The 19553-nt window shown below is 62.3% G+C and carries 16 protein-coding genes; 9 read left to right on the top strand and 7 right to left on the bottom strand.

The genetic code is table 11. The annotated features are described in order from the left end of the window. Window positions 1-153: 153 nt before the first annotated feature. The 3 genes from rdgC to sugE all read left to right on the top strand — a co-directional run bounded on the left by rdgC (window position 154) and on the right by sugE (window position 2697). Window positions 154-1074, top strand: coding sequence for a recombination-associated protein RdgC (gene rdgC / locus E8E68_RS24795; RefSeq protein WP_110745610.1), 921 nt, complete (start codon window positions 154-156; stop codon window positions 1072-1074). Window positions 1075-1176: 102 nt separating this feature from the next. Then, entirely contained in the window at window positions 1177-2148 is a 972-nt protein-coding gene (locus tag E8E68_RS24800) for a bile acid:sodium symporter family protein (protein ID WP_266031391.1), read from the top strand. Window positions 2149-2379: 231 nt separating this feature from the next. Next, complete coding sequence (gene sugE / locus E8E68_RS24805) at window positions 2380-2697, top strand: quaternary ammonium compound efflux SMR transporter SugE (protein ID WP_019470182.1); 318 nt, start codon at window positions 2380-2382, stop codon at window positions 2695-2697. 10 nt (window positions 2698-2707) lie between these two features. Here sugE and E8E68_RS24810 read toward each other — a convergent pair whose 3' ends face one another. The 4 genes from E8E68_RS24810 to E8E68_RS24825 all read right to left on the bottom strand — a co-directional run bounded on the left by E8E68_RS24810 (window position 2708) and on the right by E8E68_RS24825 (window position 7651). After that, window positions 2708-4585 (bottom strand): MFS transporter, encoded by a 1878-nt coding sequence (locus tag E8E68_RS24810; protein ID WP_266031390.1) that lies wholly within the window; start codon window positions 4583-4585, stop codon window positions 2708-2710. 106 nt (window positions 4586-4691) lie between these two features. Further along, a complete protein-coding gene (locus tag E8E68_RS24815) occupies window positions 4692-5525 on the bottom strand; it encodes an amidohydrolase family protein (RefSeq protein ID WP_266031388.1) in 834 nt (277 codons plus the stop codon). Between the two features lie 24 nt (window positions 5526-5549). Continuing rightward, window positions 5550-6824 (bottom strand): MFS transporter, encoded by a 1275-nt coding sequence (locus E8E68_RS24820; RefSeq protein ID WP_266031386.1) that lies wholly within the window; start codon window positions 6822-6824, stop codon window positions 5550-5552. Window positions 6825-6919: 95 nt separating this feature from the next. Next, on the bottom strand, window positions 6920-7651 hold the full coding sequence (locus E8E68_RS24825) for a GntR family transcriptional regulator (protein WP_266031384.1): 732 nt from the start codon (window positions 7649-7651) through the stop codon (window positions 6920-6922). Window positions 7652-7856: 205 nt separating this feature from the next. Between E8E68_RS24825 and E8E68_RS24830 the strand changes: the two genes are divergently transcribed. Beyond that, window positions 7857-9035, top strand: a complete 1179-nt coding sequence (locus E8E68_RS24830; protein ID WP_266031382.1) for an MFS transporter — start codon at window positions 7857-7859, stop codon at window positions 9033-9035. Between the two features lie 126 nt (window positions 9036-9161). Further along, window positions 9162-12638, top strand: a complete 3477-nt coding sequence (locus tag E8E68_RS24835; protein WP_280345807.1) for a PAS domain-containing hybrid sensor histidine kinase/response regulator — start codon at window positions 9162-9164, stop codon at window positions 12636-12638. Here E8E68_RS24835 and rmuC read toward each other — a convergent pair. Together rmuC and E8E68_RS24845 are read right to left on the bottom strand one after the other, a co-directional pair. Further along, window positions 12610-13983 carry a DNA recombination protein RmuC gene (gene rmuC / locus E8E68_RS24840; protein WP_266031537.1) on the bottom strand — a complete coding sequence of 458 codons (1374 nt, stop codon included), beginning with the start codon at window positions 13981-13983 and terminating at the stop codon, window positions 12610-12612. The two genes, E8E68_RS24835 and rmuC, sit on opposite strands and share 29 nt — an antisense overlap. Window positions 13984-14168: 185 nt before the next feature. Beyond that, the gene (locus tag E8E68_RS24845; RefSeq protein ID WP_266031379.1) at window positions 14169-14588 is read right to left on the bottom strand and encodes a sel1 repeat family protein; all 420 of its coding nucleotides are present in this window, start codon (window positions 14586-14588) and stop codon (window positions 14169-14171) included. A gap of 948 nt (window positions 14589-15536) precedes the next feature. Here E8E68_RS24845 and E8E68_RS24850 point away from each other — a divergent pair. The 3 genes from E8E68_RS24850 to E8E68_RS24860 all read left to right on the top strand — a co-directional run bounded on the left by E8E68_RS24850 (window position 15537) and on the right by E8E68_RS24860 (window position 17906). Further along, window positions 15537-15761 carry a hypothetical protein gene (locus tag E8E68_RS24850; RefSeq protein WP_110745620.1) on the top strand — a complete coding sequence of 75 codons (225 nt, stop codon included), beginning with the start codon at window positions 15537-15539 and terminating at the stop codon, window positions 15759-15761. Window positions 15762-16010: 249 nt separating this feature from the next. After that, entirely contained in the window at window positions 16011-16493 is a 483-nt protein-coding gene (locus tag E8E68_RS24855) for a hypothetical protein (RefSeq protein WP_266031376.1), read from the top strand. A 147-nt stretch (window positions 16494-16640) separates the two neighbouring features. Next, window positions 16641-17906 carry an outer membrane protein transport protein gene (locus tag E8E68_RS24860; protein ID WP_266031374.1) on the top strand — a complete coding sequence of 422 codons (1266 nt, stop codon included), beginning with the start codon at window positions 16641-16643 and terminating at the stop codon, window positions 17904-17906. Window positions 17907-17948: 42 nt separating this feature from the next. Here E8E68_RS24860 and E8E68_RS24865 read toward each other — a convergent pair whose 3' ends face one another. Continuing rightward, window positions 17949-18878 carry a LysR family transcriptional regulator gene (locus tag E8E68_RS24865; RefSeq protein WP_280345816.1) on the bottom strand — a complete coding sequence of 310 codons (930 nt, stop codon included), beginning with the start codon at window positions 18876-18878 and terminating at the stop codon, window positions 17949-17951. A gap of 114 nt (window positions 18879-18992) precedes the next feature. Here E8E68_RS24865 and E8E68_RS24870 point away from each other — a divergent pair, with 114 nt between their 5' ends. Next, window positions 18993-19253 carry a DUF2798 domain-containing protein gene (locus tag E8E68_RS24870; RefSeq protein ID WP_266031370.1) on the top strand — a complete coding sequence of 87 codons (261 nt, stop codon included), beginning with the start codon at window positions 18993-18995 and terminating at the stop codon, window positions 19251-19253. The last annotated feature ends 300 nt before the right edge of the window (window positions 19254-19553 follow it).

The following is a 19553-nucleotide window of genomic DNA, read 5'->3' on the forward strand; positions in this document are numbered from 1 at the left end:
TTTTTCAAAAAAAACCTCTGGCCTTTCAAGGACCTAGCGTTGCCGGGCGTTTTATTTCGGCATAAACAACTGCTGGCCCTCTGACAGGGTTGGCCTCAGAGCGCTGCTCGGAGAATAATGCCCGCCTTATGCATTAAGGAGAGATTGCCCCTCATGTGGTTCAAGAACCTGCTGACCTACCGCCTGACCCAGGAAGTACCGTTCGAGCCTGAAGCGCTGGAAGCCGCCCTGGCCAGCAAGCCGGCCCGCCCTTGCGCCAGCCAGGAGCTGACCACCTATGGGTTCGTCGCACCGTTCGGCAAAGGCGAAGACGCTCCCCTGGTGCACGTCAGCGGCGAATACCTGCTGATTGCCGCCCGTAAAGAAGAACGCATCCTGCCGAGCAGCGTGGTCAACGACGCGGTCAAGGAAAAGGTCGAAGAGATCGAGACCGAGCAGATGCGCAAGGTCTATAAAAAGGAACGCGACCAGATCAAGGACGAGATCATCCAGGCCTTCCTGCCGCGTGCATTCATCCGCCGCTCGATGATCTTCGCTGCCATTGCCCCGCGTCAGGGCGTGATCCTGGTCAACTCGGCCAGCGCCAAGCGTGCCGAAGACCTGTTGTCGACCCTGCGTGAAGTGATGGGCTCGCTGCCGGTACGCCCGGCCACGGTGAAAATCGCGCCGGTTGCCACCATGACCGATTGGGTCAAGTCGCAGCAGGCTGCCGAAGGTTTCTACGTGCTGGACGAATGCGAACTGCGCGACACCGCCGAAGACGGTGGCATCGTGCGTTGCAAGCGCCAGGACCTGACCAGCGAGGAAATCCAGCTGCACCTGAGCACTGGCAAGGTGGTCACCCAGCTGGCCTTGGCCTGGCAAGACAAGCTGTCGTTCATTCTTGACGACAAAATGGTGATCAAGCGCCTGAAGTTCGAAGAGTTGCTGCAGGAGCAGGCCGAGCAGGATGGTGGTGATGAGGCTGCGCAGCAGTTCGATGCCAGCTTCCAACTGATGATGATGACCTTCGCCGAATTCCTGCCGGTGCTGTTCGAGGCGCTGGGTGGCGAGGAGATTCCGCAAGGGGTCTGAGGTAATGGATGAACCGCTGCAGGCCTGAACGGTGTTGTTCGCCTGCACGGCCCTAGTGCCTCGAAACGCTTCAAGTCATAACTAAAAAAGGAATTGCCCCCCATGCGTGCCCTCGCCGCCCTCAGCCGCTTCGTCGGTAATACCTTCGCCCTTTGGGTGCTGGTGTTCGCCGTGCTGGCCTTTCTGCAACCGCAATGGTTCATCGCCCTCAAGGTGGCCATCGTGCCGCTGCTGGGGCTGGTGATGTTCGGCATGGGCCTTACCCTCAAGCTCGACGACTTCGCCGCCCTCGCCCGCCAGCCCTGGCGGGTGATGCTGGGGGTGGTCGCACACTTCGTGATCATGCCGGGCATGGCGTGGCTGCTGTGCCAACTGTTCCACCTGCCCGCGGAAATTGCCGTGGGCGTTATTTTGGTTGGCTGCTGCCCGAGTGGCACCGCGTCGAACGTGATGGTGTGGCTGTCGCGTGGCGACCTGGCGCTGGCAGTGGCCATCGCCGCCGTCACTACCCTGCTGGCGCCACTGCTCACCCCTGCGCTGATCTGGTTCCTGGCCTCGGCCTGGTTACCGGTGTCCTTCATGGACATGTTCTGGTCGATCCTGCAGTTGGTGATGTTGCCGATTGTGCTCGGCGTGCTGGCCCAGCGCTTGCTCGGTGCTCGCGTGCAGGCAGCGGTGCAGGTGCTGCCGCTGGTATCGGTGGTGAGCATCGTGATGATCGTGTGTGCAGTGGTGGCGGCCAGCCAGGCGAAGATTGCCGAGTCGGGGCTGCTGATCATGGCGGTGGTGATGCTGCACAACAGCTTTGGCTATCTGCTTGGGTTCCTGACCGGCAAGCTGTGCAAGCTGCCGCTGGCCCAGCGCAAGTCGCTGGCGCTGGAGGTGGGCATGCAGAACTCCGGGTTGGGGGCGGCGCTGGCGGCGGCGCACTTCTCGCCGCTGGCGGCGGTGCCAAGTGCGTTGTTCAGCGTTTGGCACAATATTTCCGGGGCGTTACTGTCGACCTGGTTTCGGCGGATGGATGAGCCTGAACCTGTGCCTGAGACTGAAGGGATCGAACCGGCCAAGCATTGATATCTGCCTCTTAGGGCCTCTTCGCGGGTGAACCCGCTCCCACAGGGATTGCACATGTATCAAGCCGTGTGCAGTCGCTGTGGGAGCGGGTTCACCCGCGAAGAGGGCCGCACAGGCTTGCCCTGAAACCTTCAGGTGTGCACTATATTGCCCACTGTGAGGACGACCTCACGACGCACCGCGTGACCATTCCGGGGACGGCCCCATCATTCAAACGATGGAGACACTCTTATGTCCTGGATCATCCTGTTCTTCGCCGGCCTGTTCGAGGTCGGCTGGGCCGTTGGCCTGAAATACACCGACGGCTTCAGCAAACCGATTCCCACCGTACTCACCGTCGGCGCCATGGTCATCAGCCTGGGCCTGCTGGGGCTGGCCATGAAAGAGCTACCGCTGGGCACCGCCTATGCCATCTGGACGGGTGTTGGCGCGGTCGGCACAGTCATCGCTGGGATCATCCTGTTCGGCGAGTCCATGGCCCTGGTACGGCTGGTCAGTGTGGCGCTGATCGTCTGCGGCCTTATCGGCCTGAAAGTCAGCGCCAGCTGACCACGCCCGTTTAACGCAGGTCGCCGCGCAGGCGGCTGACCTGCTCACGCAGCAGCTCAGGCTGCGCGACCTCCACCGGAATGGCGGCGCCCGCCACGATGGTTACCCGCGACCACAGGCGCTTGAAAAAGCCCTTGGCCGGGTCACGGCTGAAGAAACTGCCCCACAAGCCCTGCAGGGCCAGCGGGATCACCGGTACCGGCGTTTCTTCGAGGATGCGGTTGACACCGCCTTTGAACACATCGATCTCGCCATCGCCCGTCAACTTGCCCTCCGGGAAGATGCACACCAGCTCACCCTCGGCCAGGTATTCGGCTATGCGCGCGAAAGCCCGCTCGTAGGTGCCCGGGTCCTCGTTGCGCCCGGCAATCGGGATGGCACCGGCTGTGCGGAAGACGAAGTTGAGTACCGGCAGGTTGTAGATCTTGTAATACATGACAAAGCGAATCGGCCGGCGGATGGCGCCGCCCAGCAGCAGGGCATCGACGAACGACACGTGGTTGCACACCAGCAGTGCCGCGCCTTCGTCGGGGATGCGCTCAAGGTCGCGATGCTGCACCCGGTACATCGAATGGCTGAGCAACCAGATCAGGAAGCGCATGGTGAACTCGGGCACGATCCTGAAAATATAGGCATTGACCGCAATGTTCAGTAGCGACACCACCAGAAACAGCTGCGGGATGCTCAGCTCGGCCACGCCCAGCAGGATGATGGTGAGCACCGCTGACACCACCATGAACAAGGCATTGAGGATGTTGTTGGCTGCAATGACCCGGGCACGCTGGTCTTGGGCCGTGCGCGCCTGGATCAGGGCATACAGCGGGACGATATAGAAGCCGCCGAATACACCCAGGCCAACGATCGACAGCAGTATCCACCAGGCCTGGCTCAGGCCCAGCAACGCCAGCCAGTCGTGCGGCGTCGCCGCAGCCGGTACATCGCCGGAGTGCCACCACCACAGCAGGCCGAACAGGGTCAGGCCGAACGAGCCGAACGGCACCAGGCCGATTTCCACCTTGCGCCCGCTCAGGCGTTCGCACAGCAGCGACCCCAGCGCGATCCCCACCGAGAACAGCGTCAGCACCAGCGTTACCACTGTGCCGTCACCGTGCAGCCAGTCCTTGGCGTAGGCAGGAATCTGCGTCAGGTAGATGGCACCAACAAACCAGAACCACGAGTTGCCGACGATCGAACGCGATACCGCAGGCGGCTGGCCGAGGCCCATGCGCAGGATCGCCCACGACTGCTTGAAGATGTTCCAGTCCAGCGGCATGTTCGGCGAAGCGGCAGCCGCGCGCGGGATCCAGCGGCTGGCCAGGTAGCCGAGCACTGCAGTGCCTACCACCCCGCCAGCCACCACCGTGGCGTAGCTATCGGCCGACATCATCACCCCGGCGCCGATGGTGCCGGCGAGGATGGCAAGGAAGGTACCGGTTTCTACCAGCCCGTTGCCGCCGACCAGCTCTTCCTCGCGCAGGGCCTGCGGCAGGATCGAGTACTTCACCGGGCCGAACAGCGCCGAGTGGGTACCCATGCCGAACAGCGCCACCAGCATCAGCGCCAGGTGGTTGGTGATGAAGCCCAGTGCACCAATCGCCATGATGGCGATTTCGGCCAGTTTGATCGCGCGGATCAACGCGTCCTTGGCGAACTTCTCGCCAAACTGCCCGCCCAGCGCCGAGAACAGAAAGAACGGCAGAATGAACAGCAACGCGCAGAGGTTGACCCAGATCGACCGGTCGCCTTCGCCCAGGCTGAGTTTGAACAGGATCGCCAGAATCAGCGACTGCTTGAACAGGTTGTCGTTGAAGGCACCCAGCGACTGGGTGATGAAAAACGGCAGGAAGCGCCGCTTGCCGAGCAAGGTGAATTGCGAGGAGTGACTCATCGTCCTTGGTCCTGAGGGCTTTTCAATTGGAGGCGCACCGTGCGCTTCAGGCCACAAATCTGCATGGGAAATGCACCCGCTGGCAAGCACCGGCACAGGCGCTACCTCATTCGAAGCCGAACAGCACCCGCGCAGTATCCACCAACAGCGCCTGGCGCAACTCCGCCGAGCAGCCCAGCGCCTCGAACTGTTGCACTGCAGTGCCGAAGCTTACTGCCGATTCATGCTGGGTATGCGGCCAGTCACTGCCCCACATCAGCCGCTCGGCACCGTAGTGCGCTTCCAGTGCACACAGCGCCGAACGGGCAAAGGCCAGGTTTTCTTCAGGCTCACCTTCCAGCCGGTAGATACCCGACACCTTCACCCACACCTTACCCTGCCCACCCAGGGTCAGCAGCTCGGCAAACCCAGGCTGCCCCAACCCACGGCGGGCATCGGGGCGGCCGAAATGGTCGATGACGATGTCCAGGCCATAGGGCTGCAACGCCCGCACCAGCGTCGGTATATCCGCCACCTGCCGATGCAGCTCCAAATGCCAGCCCAGCTCGCCAATACGTTCCAGCAGCGGCCGCCATTCGGCGCCGGCCAGGTTGGGCAGCGCCTGGCCCATGAGGTTAAGGCGTACACCGCGTACCCCCAGACGCGCCATGTGCTCAAGGGTTTCCCGCTCGACCTCACGCTCCAGCATCACCACCCCGCGCAGTTGCCCCGGCACGGTCTGCAGGGCACTGAGCAGGTAGCGGTTGTCGGTACCGAGGAAGCTGGGCTGCACCAGCACACCATGGCTGAAACCATGGACCAGCAACTGGCCCAGGTAGTCACCCAGCGGCGCGTCGTAGCCGGGCGCATAACGCCGTTCGCTGGCCAGGTTCAGCCCACGGCTGAACACGTGGGCGTGGCTGTCGATGGCGGTCAGGGGTAAATCGGAAGCGTCAGGCATGGTTCTCATACAAGCAAAGTCAGGTTACTTTGCAGCCGCGCCGGCCATTTCCGGTGCGGGTGCAGTTTCAAGGTTGCGGCCTCGGGTTTCCGGCAGGCACAAGGCGGCGATCACGGCCACGCCGTAGGCGATGCCGGCGTCGATGCCGATGGCACTGCCCAGCGACATCGACTCGCTCATGTGGCCGACCAGGAACGGGAATACCGCCGACAGCACACGGCCGAAGTTGTAGCAGAAGCCCACACCGGCGCCGCGCACTTCGGCCGGGTACAGTTCGTTGAAGAACGCGCCCAGGCTGGCCGGGATACCGGCAGCGAAGAAGCCCAGCGGGAAGCCCAGGAACAGCATCTGGGTATTGCTCAGCGGGAAGAACACATAGGCCTGCACGGTCAGTACGCAGCACAGGGCGAACAGCAAGATGTTCTTGCGCCGGCCGATTCGGTCGATCAGCATGCCGCTGACCACGCAGCCGCACCAGAAGGCCAGGATGATCACTGCCAGGTAGCCGCCGGAGTTAAGCACCGACAGGTTGCGCTCGGTTTTGAGGAACGTCGGCAGCCAGGTCATTACCGCGTGGTAGCCGCCGTGGGCACCCAGGCCGAGCAAGCCGCCAAGCAGGGTTACGCGCAGCAGTTCTGGGCGGAAAATGCCAGCCATCGACTGGAGGAAGCTGGTGGGGATGGCGTTTTCCTTCTGCAGGCGCTGGAAACTGTCCGGCTCAGGCACATTGCGGCGCACCCAGATGATCAGCAGCGACGGCAGCAGACCAACGAAGAACATCACCCGCCAGGCGAACTCCTGCGGCACCAGCGAGTAAATCAGCGTGAACAGCGCCACCGCCAAGCCCCAACCCACGGCCCAGGCACTCTGCACCGTACCCATGACCTTGCCGCGGTATTTCGGGTTGATGGTCTCGGCCATCAGCACCGCGCCGGCGGCCCATTCGCCACCAATGCCGAAACCTTGCATGGCCTTGACGAACAGCAGCGGGTAGAAGCCGGTGACGAATGCCGAAAGAAAGGTGAAGAACGAGAACCAGAGGATCATCCATTGCAGGGTCCGCACGCGGCCGTAGCGGTCGGACAAGGTGCCACCCAGCCAGCCGCCGATTGCCGAGGTCACCAGGGTCAGGCCACTGATCAGGCCCGCGTCGCCCTTGGTCAGGGAGAACGCAGCGATCAGCGCGGGGATGGCCAGGCCGAACATCTGTACTTCCAGCGCGTCGAGCGACCAGCCGCCGAAGCAGGCCCAGAACGTCTTGCGTTCCCGTGAGGTGATCTGGCGATACCAGCTGAACATGATTGTTATCCTTCTAGTCGTGGGTGTAACGGGCAGGCGAAACCACTGCGCCGTGGCAGGACGGCGCAGGCAGGTAAAAGGGTGACGCGACCGGTTTAGCGAATGTCGATGCGGTAGCGGAAGTGCTGCGCATGCCCGCGCGAGCGGCGCCATTCCAACGGTTTGCCGGCATAGTCCCGGGCCAGGCGCTCGATCACCACCACCGGGCTGTCGGCCGGCAGTTGCAACAAGCGGCCATGCACCGCGTCGACCGCTTCGGCGGTCAGGGTCTCTTCGGCGTAGGCGACCACCTGACCGCACAGCGCTTCGTAGATCGGGTACAGCAGTGGGCCCTTGCTGTTCAGATCCACGTCCAGCAGCGGCTGGAAGGTTTGGCGCGGCAGCCAGATTTCTTCAGCCAGCACCGGCTGGGCGCCGAGCAGACGGGTGCGAACGATGCGGATCACTTCTGCCTCCCCCGCCAGGCCCAATGCCTCGGCCACCGCCGAAGGCGCCGGAAGCGACTCGATGGAGAGAATGCGGCTTTCCGGCACGATGCGCTCGCCATTGGCGGCCTCGAAACGGAAGAAGCGGAACAGCGACGACTGGAACTGTGGGCGACGAATGAAGGTGCCTCGGCCCTGCTGGCGCTCCAGCACGCCTTCGGCCACCAGTACATCGACGGCCTTGCGCACGGTGCCGATCGACATGTCGAACTCGGTAGCCAGGGCTGCTTCGGTCGGGATCGCTTCCCCCGGACGCCAGCGATTGTTGGCAATTTGCCCGACCATGTGGTCGCGCAGTTGTTGGTAGCGGGGCAGTCGAGCATCACCGGTCAATGGGTGCATGGGTCTCGCTCTCGTCTTGTTATATAAACATATATATGAATTTTCCGAGAGTATTCCCCTAGCCTGACGGGCTGTCAATCCTCCGCCTGTCGCCCATTTGCCCGTGAGGCGGCCTGGTGTCGCGAGTGGCTGCCCCGGTGCTGCTGCAATTACCGCATGTGGCTTATGCTTGTGCTCGGCAAACCCGCACAACAAGGACGTGGCAATGCTCGCCGCCATAAAACGCTACCCGCACACCGTTCGCCTGCTGCTCACCACCACCTTCACGCTTACCGTCGCCCGCGCCCTCACCCTGCCCTACCTGGTGGTTTACCTGGCTGACAATTTCCAGCTGCCGATCAGCCAGATCGGCCTGCTGATCGGTGGCGCGCTGATCGTCGCCTCGCTATTGAGTCTGTATGGTGGCCATCTGGTCGACAGCTTGAGCAACCACACGCTGGTCAGCGCCAGTACCCTGCTGTTCGCCCTGGCCTTCGTCGGCGCGGTCGCCAGCCGTTCGGCGCTGCCGTTCTTCTTTTGCCTGGTGTTGATCAACCTGGCCCTGGCGGTGGTCGACATCGCCGCCAAAGCGGGCTTCTGCGCGTTACTGCCGGTCGGTGAGCGGGCCGAGGTATTCGCCATCAAGTACACCCTCAGCAACGTCGGCTATGCCGCCGGCCCGTTGCTGGGCGTGGTCATGCTTGAACTGAACGACCATGTGCCGTTCCTCGCCTCTGCCCTGCTTGGCCTGGCCATGTGCCTGGCTTATTGGCGCCTTGGTGATCGCAGCCTGCAGGCAAGCGCGCCGGACAAACCCGCGGCCGGCTTCGGCCAAGTGGCGCTGGGGCTGATGCGGGATCGTCGGCTGGTGTGCTTTACCGTGGGTGGGGTGCTGAGCGCGGTGGTGTTCGGCCAGTTCACCGCCTACCTGTCCCAGTACCTGGTGGTGACCAGCAACCCAACCGAAGCCGCACGGCTGATCGGCTATCTGGTCACCACCAACGCCGTGACGGTCATTGCCTTGCAGTACCTGATTGGCCGGCGTATCAGCCGCCAGCGTCTGATGCCGTGGCTGTTGGCCGGCATGGGCCTGTTCATCGCCGGCTTGCTGGGTTTTGCGCTGGCGGGCTCGGTGCTGGCCTGGTGCCTGGCGATGCTGGTGTTCACCTTGGGCGAAATCATCGTGATCCCAGCCGAGTACATGTTCATCGACCTGATCGCACCGGAGCACTTGCGCGGGGTGTATTACGGCGCGCAGAACCTGTCCAACCTGGGGGCGGCACTGGGGCCGGTGATGGTGGGGTTCGCACTGGTACACCTGTGGCCAGGGGCGGTCTTCTACCTGCTGGTGTTGTCGGTGATACTGGCAGGGGTGTTCTATTGGTTGGGGACCCGCAGGGGTTGATGTTGCCTGTTCCGGCCTATTCGCGGGTGAACCCGCTCCTACAACCATCGTCGGCGCTGACGAAGCGGCACGCGCGTGCCAGACTGACTGATCGGGACCGCGTTATCTTTTTGCTTCGGAGTCTTCATGTCGTTGTCCAGCGGGCTGATCGCCGTGGTCGCCCTGGCCTATATGGCCGTCATGTTCGCCATCGCCTTCTATGGCGACCGCCGCAGCACGCCGTTGCCGCCGAAGCTGCGTGCCTGGGTGTACAGCCTTTCGCTGGCCGTGTACTGCACCAGCTGGACCTTCTTCGGCGCTGTCGGCCAGGCCGCCGAACAGCTGTGGGCGTTTCTGCCGATCTACCTGGGCCCGGTGCTGCTGATGGTCTTCGCACCTTGGGTGCTGCAGAAGATGGTGCTGATCAGCAAGCAGCAGAACATCACCTCGATCGCTGACTTCATCGCTGCGCGCTACGGCAAGTCGCAAAGCCTGGCCGTGGTGGTGGCGCTGATCTGCCTGGTCGGCGTGCTGCCGTACATCGCCCTGCAGCTCAAGGGCATCGTGCTGGGCGTGAACCTGCTGATCGGCGCCAACGCCGATGCCACCGGCACCCGTGTTCAGGACACCGCACTGGTGGTGTCGCTGGTGCTGGCGCTGTTCGCCATCGTCTTCGGTACCCGCAGCCTCGACGTGACCGAGCACCACCGCGGCATGGTCCTGGCAATTGCCTTCGAATCGCTGATCAAGCTGCTGGCGTTCCTTGCCGTGGGCATTTTCATCGTCTTCAACCTGTATGACGGTTTCGATGACCTGTTCAGCCAGGCGCGCCAGTCGATCCACTTGCAGGACTACTGGCAGGAAACCATCAACTGGCCGTCGATGGTGGTGCAGACCGCCGTGGCGATGATGGCGATCATCTGCCTGCCGCGGCAGTTCCACGTCACCGTGGTGGAGAACATCGACGCGCAGGACATGCGCCTGGCGCGCTGGGTATTCCCGATGTACCTGGCGCTGGCCGCGCTGTTCGTGGTGCCGATTGCCCTGGCCGGGCAGATGCTGCTGCCGGGCACGGTGATTTCCGATTCGTTCGTCATCAGCCTGCCGCTGGCCGAGGCACACCCTAGCCTGGCCCTGCTGGCGTTCATCGGCGGCGCCTCGGCGGCCACCGGCATGGTTATCGTCGAAGCCGTGGCGCTATCGACCATGGTCTCCAACGACATGCTGCTGCCCTGGTTGCTGCGCCGCAATAACGCCGAGCGGCCGTTCGAAGCGTTCCGCCACTGGATGCTCTCGGTACGCCGGGTAACCATCGTGGTGATCTTGCTGCTGGCGTATGTCAGTTACCGCTTGCTGGGTTCCACCGCCAGCCTGGCGACCATCGGCCAGATCGCCTTTGCCGCCGTGACCCAATTGACCCCGGCCATGCTCGGCGCGCTGTACTGGAAACAGGCCAACCGCCGTGGTGTGTTCGCTGGCCTGGCCGCTGGCATTTTCCTCTGGTTCTACACCCTGGTACTGCCGATTGCAGCACACAGCCTGGGCTGGTCGCTGCAGCTGTTCCCAGGGCTGGCGTGGTTGCACGGCAACCCGCTGAATCTGCCGATCAGCCCGCTGACACAGGGCGTGGTGCTGTCGCTGGCGGGCAATTTCACCCTGTTCGCCTGGGTGTCGGTGCTGTCACGCACACGGGTTTCCGAGCATTGGCAGGCCGGCCGCTTCATCGGCCAGCAAACCAGCGCGCGGCCCAGCAGCAAGCCGCTGCTGGCGGTGCAGATCGACGACCTGCTGACCCTGGCTTCGCGCTTTGTCGGCGAGGAGCGCGCACGGCAGAGTTTCATCCGCTTCGCCTACCGGCAGGGCAAGGGTTTCAACCCTAACCAGAACGCCGACGGCGACTGGATCGAACACACCGAACGCCTGCTGGCCGGGGTGCTCGGCACTTCATCGACCCGCGCCGTGGTCAAGGCTGCCATCGAAGGCCGCGACATGCAGCTGGAGGACGTTGTCCGCATCGCAGACGAAGCCAGCGAAGTGCTGCAGTTCAACCGCGCCTTGCTGCAAGGGGCCATCGAAAACATCAACCAGGGCATCAGCGTGGTCGACCAGAACCTGCATTTGGTGGCCTGGAACCGCCGCTACCTGGAACTGTTCAACTATCCGGACGGGCTGATCAGCGTGGGCCGGCCCATTGCCGACATCATCCGCTACAACGCTGAACGCGGGCTGTGCGGCCCGGGCGAGGCCCAGGTGCACGTGGCGCGGCGCCTGCACTGGATGCGCCAGGGGCGCGCACACTCTTCGGAGCGCCTGTTCCCCAACGGCCGGGTGATCGAACTGATCGGCAACCCGATGCCCGGCGGCGGCTTCGTCATGAGCTTTACCGACATCACCCCGTTCCGCGAGGCCGAACAGGCCCTGCGTGATTCCAACGAAGGCCTGGAGCAACGGGTGGCAGAGCGCACCCACGAGCTGTCGCAACTGAACCAGGCATTGTCCGAAGCCAAGAGCCAGGCCGAAGCGGTGAGCAAGTCCAAGACCCGCTTCCTGGCCGCAGTCAGCCATGACCTGATGCAGCCGCTGAACGCCGCGCGGCTGTTCTCCGCGGCCTTGTCGCAACAGGCCGAGGGCATGAACGAAGAGGCCCAGCAGTTGGTGCAGCACATGGACAGTTCGCTGCGCTCGGCCGAAGAGCTGATCAGCGACCTGCTGGACATCTCGCGCCTGGAGAACGGCAAGATCACCCCGGATGCCAAGCCATTCGCCCTCAACGAACTGTTCGACACCCTGGGCGCCGAGTTCAAGCTGCTGGCTGCCGAGAAGGGCCTGGAATTCCGCCTGCGTGGCAGCCGCCTGCGGGTGGACAGCGACATGAAACTGCTGCGCCGGGTGTTGCAGAACTTCCTCACCAACGCCCTGCGCTACGGCAAGAGCCCGATTCTGCTAGGGGTGCGCCGCCAGGGCGAACGCCTGTGGCTGGAGGTATGGGACCGTGGCCCAGGCATCGCCGACGACAAGCTGCAGGTGATCTTCCAGGAGTTCAAGCGCCTGGACAGCCACCAGACCCGCGCCGAAAAAGGCCTGGGCCTGGGCCTGGCGATCGCCGATGGCCTGTGCCGGGTGCTCGGCCACCCACTGGAAGTGCGTTCGTGGCCAGGCAAGGGCACAGTGTTCCGTGTCAGCGTGCCGATTGCCCGCCAGGCGGCCCCGGCACCGAGCGCGCCGGTAGAGCAAGTCGGCCAGCCGCTGGCCGGGTTGCAGGTGCTGTGCGTGGACAACGAAGACAGCATCCTGATCGGCATGAACAGCCTGCTCAGCCGCTGGGGCTGCCAGGTGTGGACCGCGCGCAACCAGGCCGAATGCGAAGCCTTGCTGGCCAAGGGCATGCGCCCGCACCTGGCGCTGGTGGACTATCACCTGGACGACGGGGAGACTGGCACCGGGCTGATGGGCTGGTTGCGGGCACGGCTGGGTGAGCCAGTGCCAGGGGTGGTGATCAGTGCCGACGGCAGCAAGGAAACCATCGCCCTGGTGCACGCATCAGGCCTGGATTACCTCGCCAAGCCGGTCAAGCCTGCGGCCCTGCGCGCCATGCTCAACCGCCATCTGAGCCTGGCTCAGTAACCGCTTCGTCGGGCAGCGCCTCGTCGGATAGCGCCCGCTCCAGCAGGTCGGCCGGCAGGCTCTTGCTGGCTCGGGCGCCCAGCAACTTCAGTTGTTCACTGCGGCTGACCAGGTTGCCGCGCCCTTCACAGAGCTTGTTGCGCGCCGCAGCGTAGGCCTTGTCCACCTGTTGCAGGCGACTGCCCAGCTCGTCCAGGTCCTGGATGAACAGCACGAACTTGTCGTACAGCCAACCGGCGCGCTCGGCGATTTCCCGGGCGTTCTGGCCCTGGCGTTCCTGCTTCCACAAGCTGTCGATCACCCGCAAGGTGGCGAGCAAGGTGGTCGGGCTGACAATCACGATCTGCCGGTCGAAGGCTTCCTGGAACAGGTTCGGCTCGGCCTGCAAGGCTGCCGAGAAGGCTGCCTCGATTGGCACGAACAGCAGCACGAAGTCCAGGCTGTGCAGCCCTTCGAGGCGGTTATAGTCCTTGCTCGAAAGGCCTTTGACGTGGCTGCGCAGCGATTGCACATGCTGCTTCAGCGCGGCCTCGTCGTTACCGGCAACGAACTGCTGGTACGCGGTAAGGCTGACCTTCGCGTCCACCACCACCTGCTTGTCACCAGGCAGCATGATCAGCACATCGGGCTGGAAACGCTCACCATCGGCGCTCTTCAGGCTGACCTGGGTCTGGTACTCGCGCCCTTTTTCAAGGCCGGCATGCTCAAGCACCCGCTCAAGGATCAGCTCGCCCCAGTTGCCCTGGGTTTTCTGACCTTTCAGGGCCTGAGTGAGGTTGGTGGCTTCGTCGGACAGGCGCAGGTTGAGCTGTTGCAGGCGCTCGAGCTCCTTGCCCAACGAAAAGCGCTCGCGGGCTTCCTGCTGGTAGCTCTCCTCCACGCGTTTCTCGAACGACTGGATGCGTTCTTTGAGCGGGTCCAGCAGCTGGCCGAGGTGCTGTTGGCTGGTCTGGGCGAAGCGCTGCTCACGCTCGTCGAAGATCTTGGTGGCCATGTCGGCGAACTGGGCACGCAGCGTGTCACGTGCCTCCTGCAGGTCTTCCAGGCGCTGCTGGTGGCTTTCCTGTTGCTCGCGCAGTTCGGCGTCCAGGCGAGCGGTTTGGGCCTCCAGGCGGCGCAGCTCGGCTTCACGGTTGGCGCGCTCAAGGTGCCAGGCGTGTGCGGCATCACGGGCGTTGTCGCGGTCGATCTGCAGCAGCTCCAGTTCACGGCCCTGGGCGGCCAGCTGGGCCTGCTTGACGGCGTTGGCCTCACTGAGGTCGCTGACTTCATCGCGGCTGGCATCCAGTTGCGCCTGCAAGCCGGCTTGGGCCAACTGGGCAGCGTTGAGGCGTTCCTCAAGCAAGGCCTGCTCGCCTTGCCGGGCGCCCTGGCGGCGCTGCACCTGCATGATCCAACCCAGGCAGGGTAATGCGCCTGCCACCAAGCCCAGCAGTATGCTGGCCAGATCCACTGTCATGCTTACCCCGATGCTCTGATGCGAATTGAGTGCAGCTTATCAGCCTGACGGGTGTGTTGCCTGTAGCTACCTTAGCCAGGAAACCACTGCCGCAGCAGCCGCCGCGCGTCCTGCGAGCCCTGCCCTGCCGCCAGTTCCAGCCAGTAGCGGGCCTGTTCAGGCTCGCTCTGCTGGCACAGCTGCGCATATTCCAGCTGCGCCCGCCAGTCACCGGCACGGGCCGCCTGGCGTAGCAACTCATGACCAATGCGCCGGTCGCGGGCATTGCCGCAATCACGGCACAGCATCTGCCCAAGGCGGCTTTGCGCCACCACCACGCCCTGGCGAGCGGGTTGCTTCAACAGGCGCCCAGCCAAGTGCTTGACCTGCGGCTTGTCACCCAGGCGCGGGCTGTCGAGCAGCCACAAGGCTACCTTCAATGAAAAACGCTTCGCGGGAGGGGCATGGGTCGATACAGCGGGACTGGCGAGGTGTTTACTGCGGAACTTCATGAGCAACAGGTTTGGCGACTCGAAAGGCGCGCCACTCTACTCTTTTTTTTTCGCCCTGACCTGTCGATTTCTGGGGGATTGAAAAAAAATTTCGATGATCTTTTCTTGACGTTTCCAGGTGGATGACCAACCGGTCCGTTAGCGCATGTCGATTGTCGGACAGTTCCCTCGGCTGCTGGCACGCCCGTGCTAGAGCAAGTGCCAGGGACAATCCACAGTTCCTGTGGATAACTCGGTGGACAACCCCCTCGCATACCCCGCAAACCCCCGTGAAATGGGGGCCTTGGTCAAACTGACGATTTTTTCACCAGCTGAAAATAGTGTTTTTTTTCATTGACTTAACCACCCAGTCAAGGCATTGGCGAGACCGACCTGGGGTGTTGCCAAGCCGTTACAAGCGCCGCCCCAAATGTGAACAAGTGCACCAATAACATTCAGTTGAGTGCACGAACAGGGCACATCAGCGCGGATATGGGCCATTTGCCCCTCTTCCCAGCGGCGCAGATACGCGCCATACTGCGCGGCTACCCTCTACGAACGTAGCGCTTGCCAACCACCTGCATTTAAGGTAAGGTGCGCCTCGTTAGTACCAAGCTGAAAGTCAATTCTGGCCCCAATGTCCTTGCAGACGCCCTCCCCCCAAGAGTGGCCCTGCTGAAATCCGGACCGGCCCTTTCGATGATTCACTCGCCAGCCTTGCGCTGTTCAAGCACGAATCACCTTACAGATTGATCAGGATCCCACCCGACGGCCTAGAACCTTGGCCCCGGCGTGCTGCCTGCCCTCTGAAGTACCTACCAGTCAGCCCAGGCGCAAACCTTTGATCGCGCTCCCTCTGGCTGCCCTGTTCCAGTCAGGTTCGTTCGTCCCTTAATAAAGGCGTCACTGGAACGTTTCTATCATGCACGGATCATAACCCCCGTGTTTAAAGCAGGAACCTCCAACAATATGCAAACTCATCATCAAATTCAGGCTGCCATTGGCACCCTCTCCCAGGCCTTCTCGCCGCTGAAGTGCCTTATCGTTGCCCCACGCAAGGGCAGCTTCAGCTTCACCCTGGTAGACGAACACGGCGTCGCCTGCCACACCGAGCGCCTGTACCCTGAACAGTACAGCCGCACCGAACCGCTGCAGGCGGTGATCGCCCGGACCCGCCAGTCGCTCACCGCGTGAGTGGCGAATACCGCGGTATTCAAGCGCTGAATCGAGCCGTCTCGAGCCTGCCTGAACGTTCTTGGCGTAATTGCCTTAAGGCATATAGCCAAGGGCGTCCGGCAGCAATCGATTTAAAAACAGCCTTTTACACCACGATTATCACACTACACTTCAACTCGAGCGGTGCTTGCCGCTTCCGGCGGGCCTGATCATTCACCAGCTGCCAAGCTCCAGCGCCCGTCCGGCCCTTACTTGCTCGAGGGCATCATGGGTATTGCGGCGAATGAATTGTGTCAGTATGTGATCCGACCCACCCTGGTCTACCTGAACCGTCACTGCGCCAGCGCCGAAGCTTTGTTGCTGGGCATCGCCGCCAGCCAGTCGGCACTCGGCTCTGCCTTGCACGACCGGCGAGGGCACGGCCTTTACCGCATTGGCGAACATCGTCACCAGGCGCTCTGGGACGACTACTTGGCCCGTGACCCCGACCTGGCCAGCATGATCCGCGGCCTGGCCAGCCAGCACGCCTTCCTGGGCGGCCCGCATCTAGAGCTGACCGTCAACCTTCGCTACTCCACTGCCATTGCCTGGATGCTCGTCGAGGAGCAGTCCACGCCCTTGCCTGCGGCTGACGATTTGTTGGCGCTTGCGCGGATCTGGCGACAGATTTTCAACCCCCAAGGTCGCCTGCGCGACTTCATCAACGCTTGGCATACCTGCATAGATCGGAGATTGCCACAGGCATCTTAAGACGCGTCCTACAATAAAACCGGAAAAAAGGGAATTTTGGTCGGATTGTCCTACAAAAGCGCGCTAACTCCTGCGATTGAGGCTATAGCGCAGCGCGTGATTTGTTGGTAGCTTTTCGCCCCGGAGATCCCAAGGAGTTTTCTAATAATGAAAAAAGTAATGCTCAAAACCTCCCTCGGCGTAGCGATTGCGCTTGCTTCCAGCCAACTACTCGCCAGCGGCTTCGCGCTCAACGAACAGAGCATCAGCAGCATGGGGACAGGTTTCGCGGGACGTTCTTCTTCTGCCGATGATGCCAGCACCGTGTTTGGCAACCCGGCTGGCATGTCCCGCCTCAAGCGCGAACAGTTCACCGTGGGCGGCGCCGCCGTCATTGCCAAGTCCGACATCTCGGGCCCAGGCAGCAACCTCGGGGGGGAAACCGATGGTGACATGGTGCCTGTGGTTGGCGTGCCCATGGGCTACTACGTCAAGCCGATCGATGACCACTGGAGCGTAGGCTTCGGTGTCTATGTACCGTTCGGCCTGGTAACCGACTACGGCAGTGATGACGCCGCACGTTACTGGGGCAAGAAAAGCCACGTACAGGTTGTCACTTTCCAGCCGACTGTCAGCTATGCCTTCAACGACAAGGTCTCGATTGGTTTCGGCCCGACCATCAACCGCATCGAGGGCGAACTGGGCTCAAGCCTGATCAACCCGTTCAGCCCGGGCAGTAACGACGGCGAAGTCAAGATCAAGGGTGATGACACTGCCATTGGCTACAACATCGGTATCCTGGTCCAGGCCACCGACCGTACCCGCGTCGGCCTGACCTACCACTCGATGGTCGACTACAAGCTGGAGGGCAAGACCCGTGTCAGCACCCCGCTGATCGGGCCGTTCGACGGCGACAAGTTCGACGCCACGCTGAAGATCAAGACGCCGGAGTCTGTCGACCTTTCGGTTACCCACGAACTGGACGACCAGTGGACCCTGTACGCAGGCAGCACGTGGACGCGCTGGAGCCGCCTGGAGAACATCACCGTCCAGAACGATGTACCGGCACCATTGGCTGGTTCGGCGTTCGAGACCATCACCGAAGAGCAGAACTGGCATGACACCTGGGCCCACGCCATTGGTGCATCCTACAAGGTGAACAAGGAGTGGGTGCTGCGCACCGGCTTCACCGTCGACCAGTCGCCAACCAACAACCACGACCGTTCGCCACGCATCCCGACCGGTGACCGCAAGATCTTCAGCCTGGGTGCCGGCTGGAGCCCTAACGACGACATGACCATCGACGTGGCCTATTCCTATCTGTGGGAAGAGGACACCAAGGTCAATCAGGTCAGCGCAACCAAGGGTAGCTACCAGGCCAAGTACGAGAACAGCGCTCACGGTATCGGTGCATCCCTCACCTACCGTTTCTGATTCTTGTGCGTTGCAAGAAAAACCGCCTTCGTGGCGGTTTTTTCATTCCTGCACCTGCCAGCTATCACCCAGGCATTCGCGCAGGTAGTCCATGAACACTCGCACTTTCGTCGTCATGGCAAAACGGTCAGCCAAGCACAGATAGATGTCCATGGGTTCAGTCTGGGCGTAGGCCTGGCCACTGTCACTGAATTCGAACAATGGCACCAAGGCGCCAGAAGCCAAGTGCGGCCGCACGATGAACTCGGCCAGCCGGGTTATGCCTCCATCGTGGAGGGCCATCTGGGTAAGGGCGTCGATGTCATCGCTTATCAGCACGTTGCCAAATACTGGCTCAAAGCGCAGGCCGTCGCGCATGAATCCCCATCGCAGGAAGCGGCCGTCCACGGGGTAGCGGAACACCAGGCAGCGATGATTGCGCAAGGCCTCCGGTGTGGCCGGCACACCGGCATTTTGCAGGTACCCGGGCGATGCACAGCAAATGAACGGGATGCGGGCGATGTGCCGGGCCAACAGCTGGTCTTCCAGTTGCGGTGCGATGCGCAAGCTCACGTCAACGTCTTCACGCGCATGGTTGACCCGGCGATCAGTCGTTACCAATTCTATCGAAAGCAGCGGATAGCGGGCGCTGAATGCGGGGATCAGTGGCGCCAGCACATGGCGGCCGAAGGCTGTCGTCGAGGCAATACAAAGCCGCCCCTGAGGTTCACTGTCCGGGGTGGTGACGGCTTGCTCGGCCAGGGCGAGGTCACGCTCTATATGGCTGACCCGCTGGTAATACTGAGTGCCAGCGGGTGTCAGGGCCATACTGCGTGTACTGCGGCTGAGCAGGCGCACCTGCAGGTGGCCTTCCAACCGGGCCAGGTTCTGGCTGACCGCCGCCGGGGTGAGACCCAGGTTGCGGGCGCCAGCGACGATGCTGCCGGCTTCAACCACCTTGATGAAGCAACGGATGGCGTTGAGCAGGTCCATGGGAAGGCTCGTGGATTCGTAAGAATTTCTTTATAAAGTACTCAATCCTGCTGGTCTACAGCTGCGACTACGCGCGTTGCTAACCTGCAGCTCCATCCATTTTCAGGAGCTTGCATGAACAACCTTTCCCAAGCGCGCAGCCGACGCAAATTGCACCCAGCCGCCACGCCCTACGTTTTCGCTTTTTACATGTCGTCGATCATGGCGCTGTTGATGTGTTTCGTGATCACTGCGGCGAATGCGGGGATTACCCCGGAGTACCTGAGCAATGTGCTGAAGGCTTATCAGTTGGCGATGCCGGTGGCGTTTGTTTGCGTGTTGGTGGTGCGGCCAGTGGTGGTGAGGCTGGTGGCGTGTACGGTGCATACGAAGTAACACAGCCCGCAAGAAAAGCCGCTGTCTCGATCTCGATCTCGATCTCGATCTCGATCTTGATCTTGATCTTGATCTTGATCTTGATCTTGATCTTGATCTTGATCTTGATCTTGATCTTCGCGACTTCAGGAGGCCGAACGCAGGCATTGCGGAGGCAGGTGACGGGCATGGATGCCCGTCAAGCGCTGAGGCCCCAGGATGGGGCCTTCGGCGCGGTCCTGCCGGGAGCAATGCCGGAGTGAGGGAACCCCGGAGCGCAGCGCAGGGGCCGGATGATGGGAGCGCAGCGTTTTTTGGTTA

This window comes from Pseudomonas sp. BN607, from assembly GCF_029871175.1.
Classification (GTDB): domain Bacteria; phylum Pseudomonadota; class Gammaproteobacteria; order Pseudomonadales; family Pseudomonadaceae; genus Aquipseudomonas.

Excerpts from the sequence above, each read along its gene's own strand:
- E8E68_RS24800 (WP_266031391.1), top strand. The coding sequence starts at position 1,177 with ATGCGTGCCCTCGCCGCCCTCAGCCGCTTCGTCGGTAATACCTTCGCC.
- E8E68_RS24835 (WP_280345807.1), top strand. The coding sequence starts at position 9,162 with ATGTCGTTGTCCAGCGGGCTGATCGCCGTGGTCGCCCTGGCCTATATG.
- sugE (WP_019470182.1), top strand. The coding sequence starts at position 2,380 with ATGTCCTGGATCATCCTGTTCTTCGCCGGCCTGTTCGAGGTCGGCTGG.
- E8E68_RS24860 (WP_266031374.1), top strand. The coding sequence starts at position 16,641 with ATGAAAAAAGTAATGCTCAAAACCTCCCTCGGCGTAGCGATTGCGCTT.
- E8E68_RS24810 (WP_266031390.1), bottom strand. The coding sequence starts at position 4,585 with ATGAGTCACTCCTCGCAATTCACCTTGCTCGGCAAGCGGCGCTTCCTG.
- E8E68_RS24845 (WP_266031379.1), bottom strand. The coding sequence starts at position 14,588 with ATGAAGTTCCGCAGTAAACACCTCGCCAGTCCCGCTGTATCGACCCAT.
- E8E68_RS24870 (WP_266031370.1), top strand. The coding sequence starts at position 18,993 with ATGAACAACCTTTCCCAAGCGCGCAGCCGACGCAAATTGCACCCAGCC.
- E8E68_RS24865 (WP_280345816.1), bottom strand. The coding sequence starts at position 18,878 with ATGGACCTGCTCAACGCCATCCGTTGCTTCATCAAGGTGGTTGAAGCC.
- E8E68_RS24830 (WP_266031382.1), top strand. The coding sequence starts at position 7,857 with ATGCTCGCCGCCATAAAACGCTACCCGCACACCGTTCGCCTGCTGCTC.
- E8E68_RS24855 (WP_266031376.1), top strand. The coding sequence starts at position 16,011 with ATGGGTATTGCGGCGAATGAATTGTGTCAGTATGTGATCCGACCCACC.
- E8E68_RS24825 (WP_266031384.1), bottom strand. The coding sequence starts at position 7,651 with ATGCACCCATTGACCGGTGATGCTCGACTGCCCCGCTACCAACAACTG.
- E8E68_RS24850 (WP_110745620.1), top strand. The coding sequence starts at position 15,537 with ATGCAAACTCATCATCAAATTCAGGCTGCCATTGGCACCCTCTCCCAG.
- rdgC (WP_110745610.1), top strand. The coding sequence starts at position 154 with ATGTGGTTCAAGAACCTGCTGACCTACCGCCTGACCCAGGAAGTACCG.
- E8E68_RS24820 (WP_266031386.1), bottom strand. The coding sequence starts at position 6,824 with ATGTTCAGCTGGTATCGCCAGATCACCTCACGGGAACGCAAGACGTTC.
- E8E68_RS24815 (WP_266031388.1), bottom strand. The coding sequence starts at position 5,525 with ATGCCTGACGCTTCCGATTTACCCCTGACCGCCATCGACAGCCACGCC.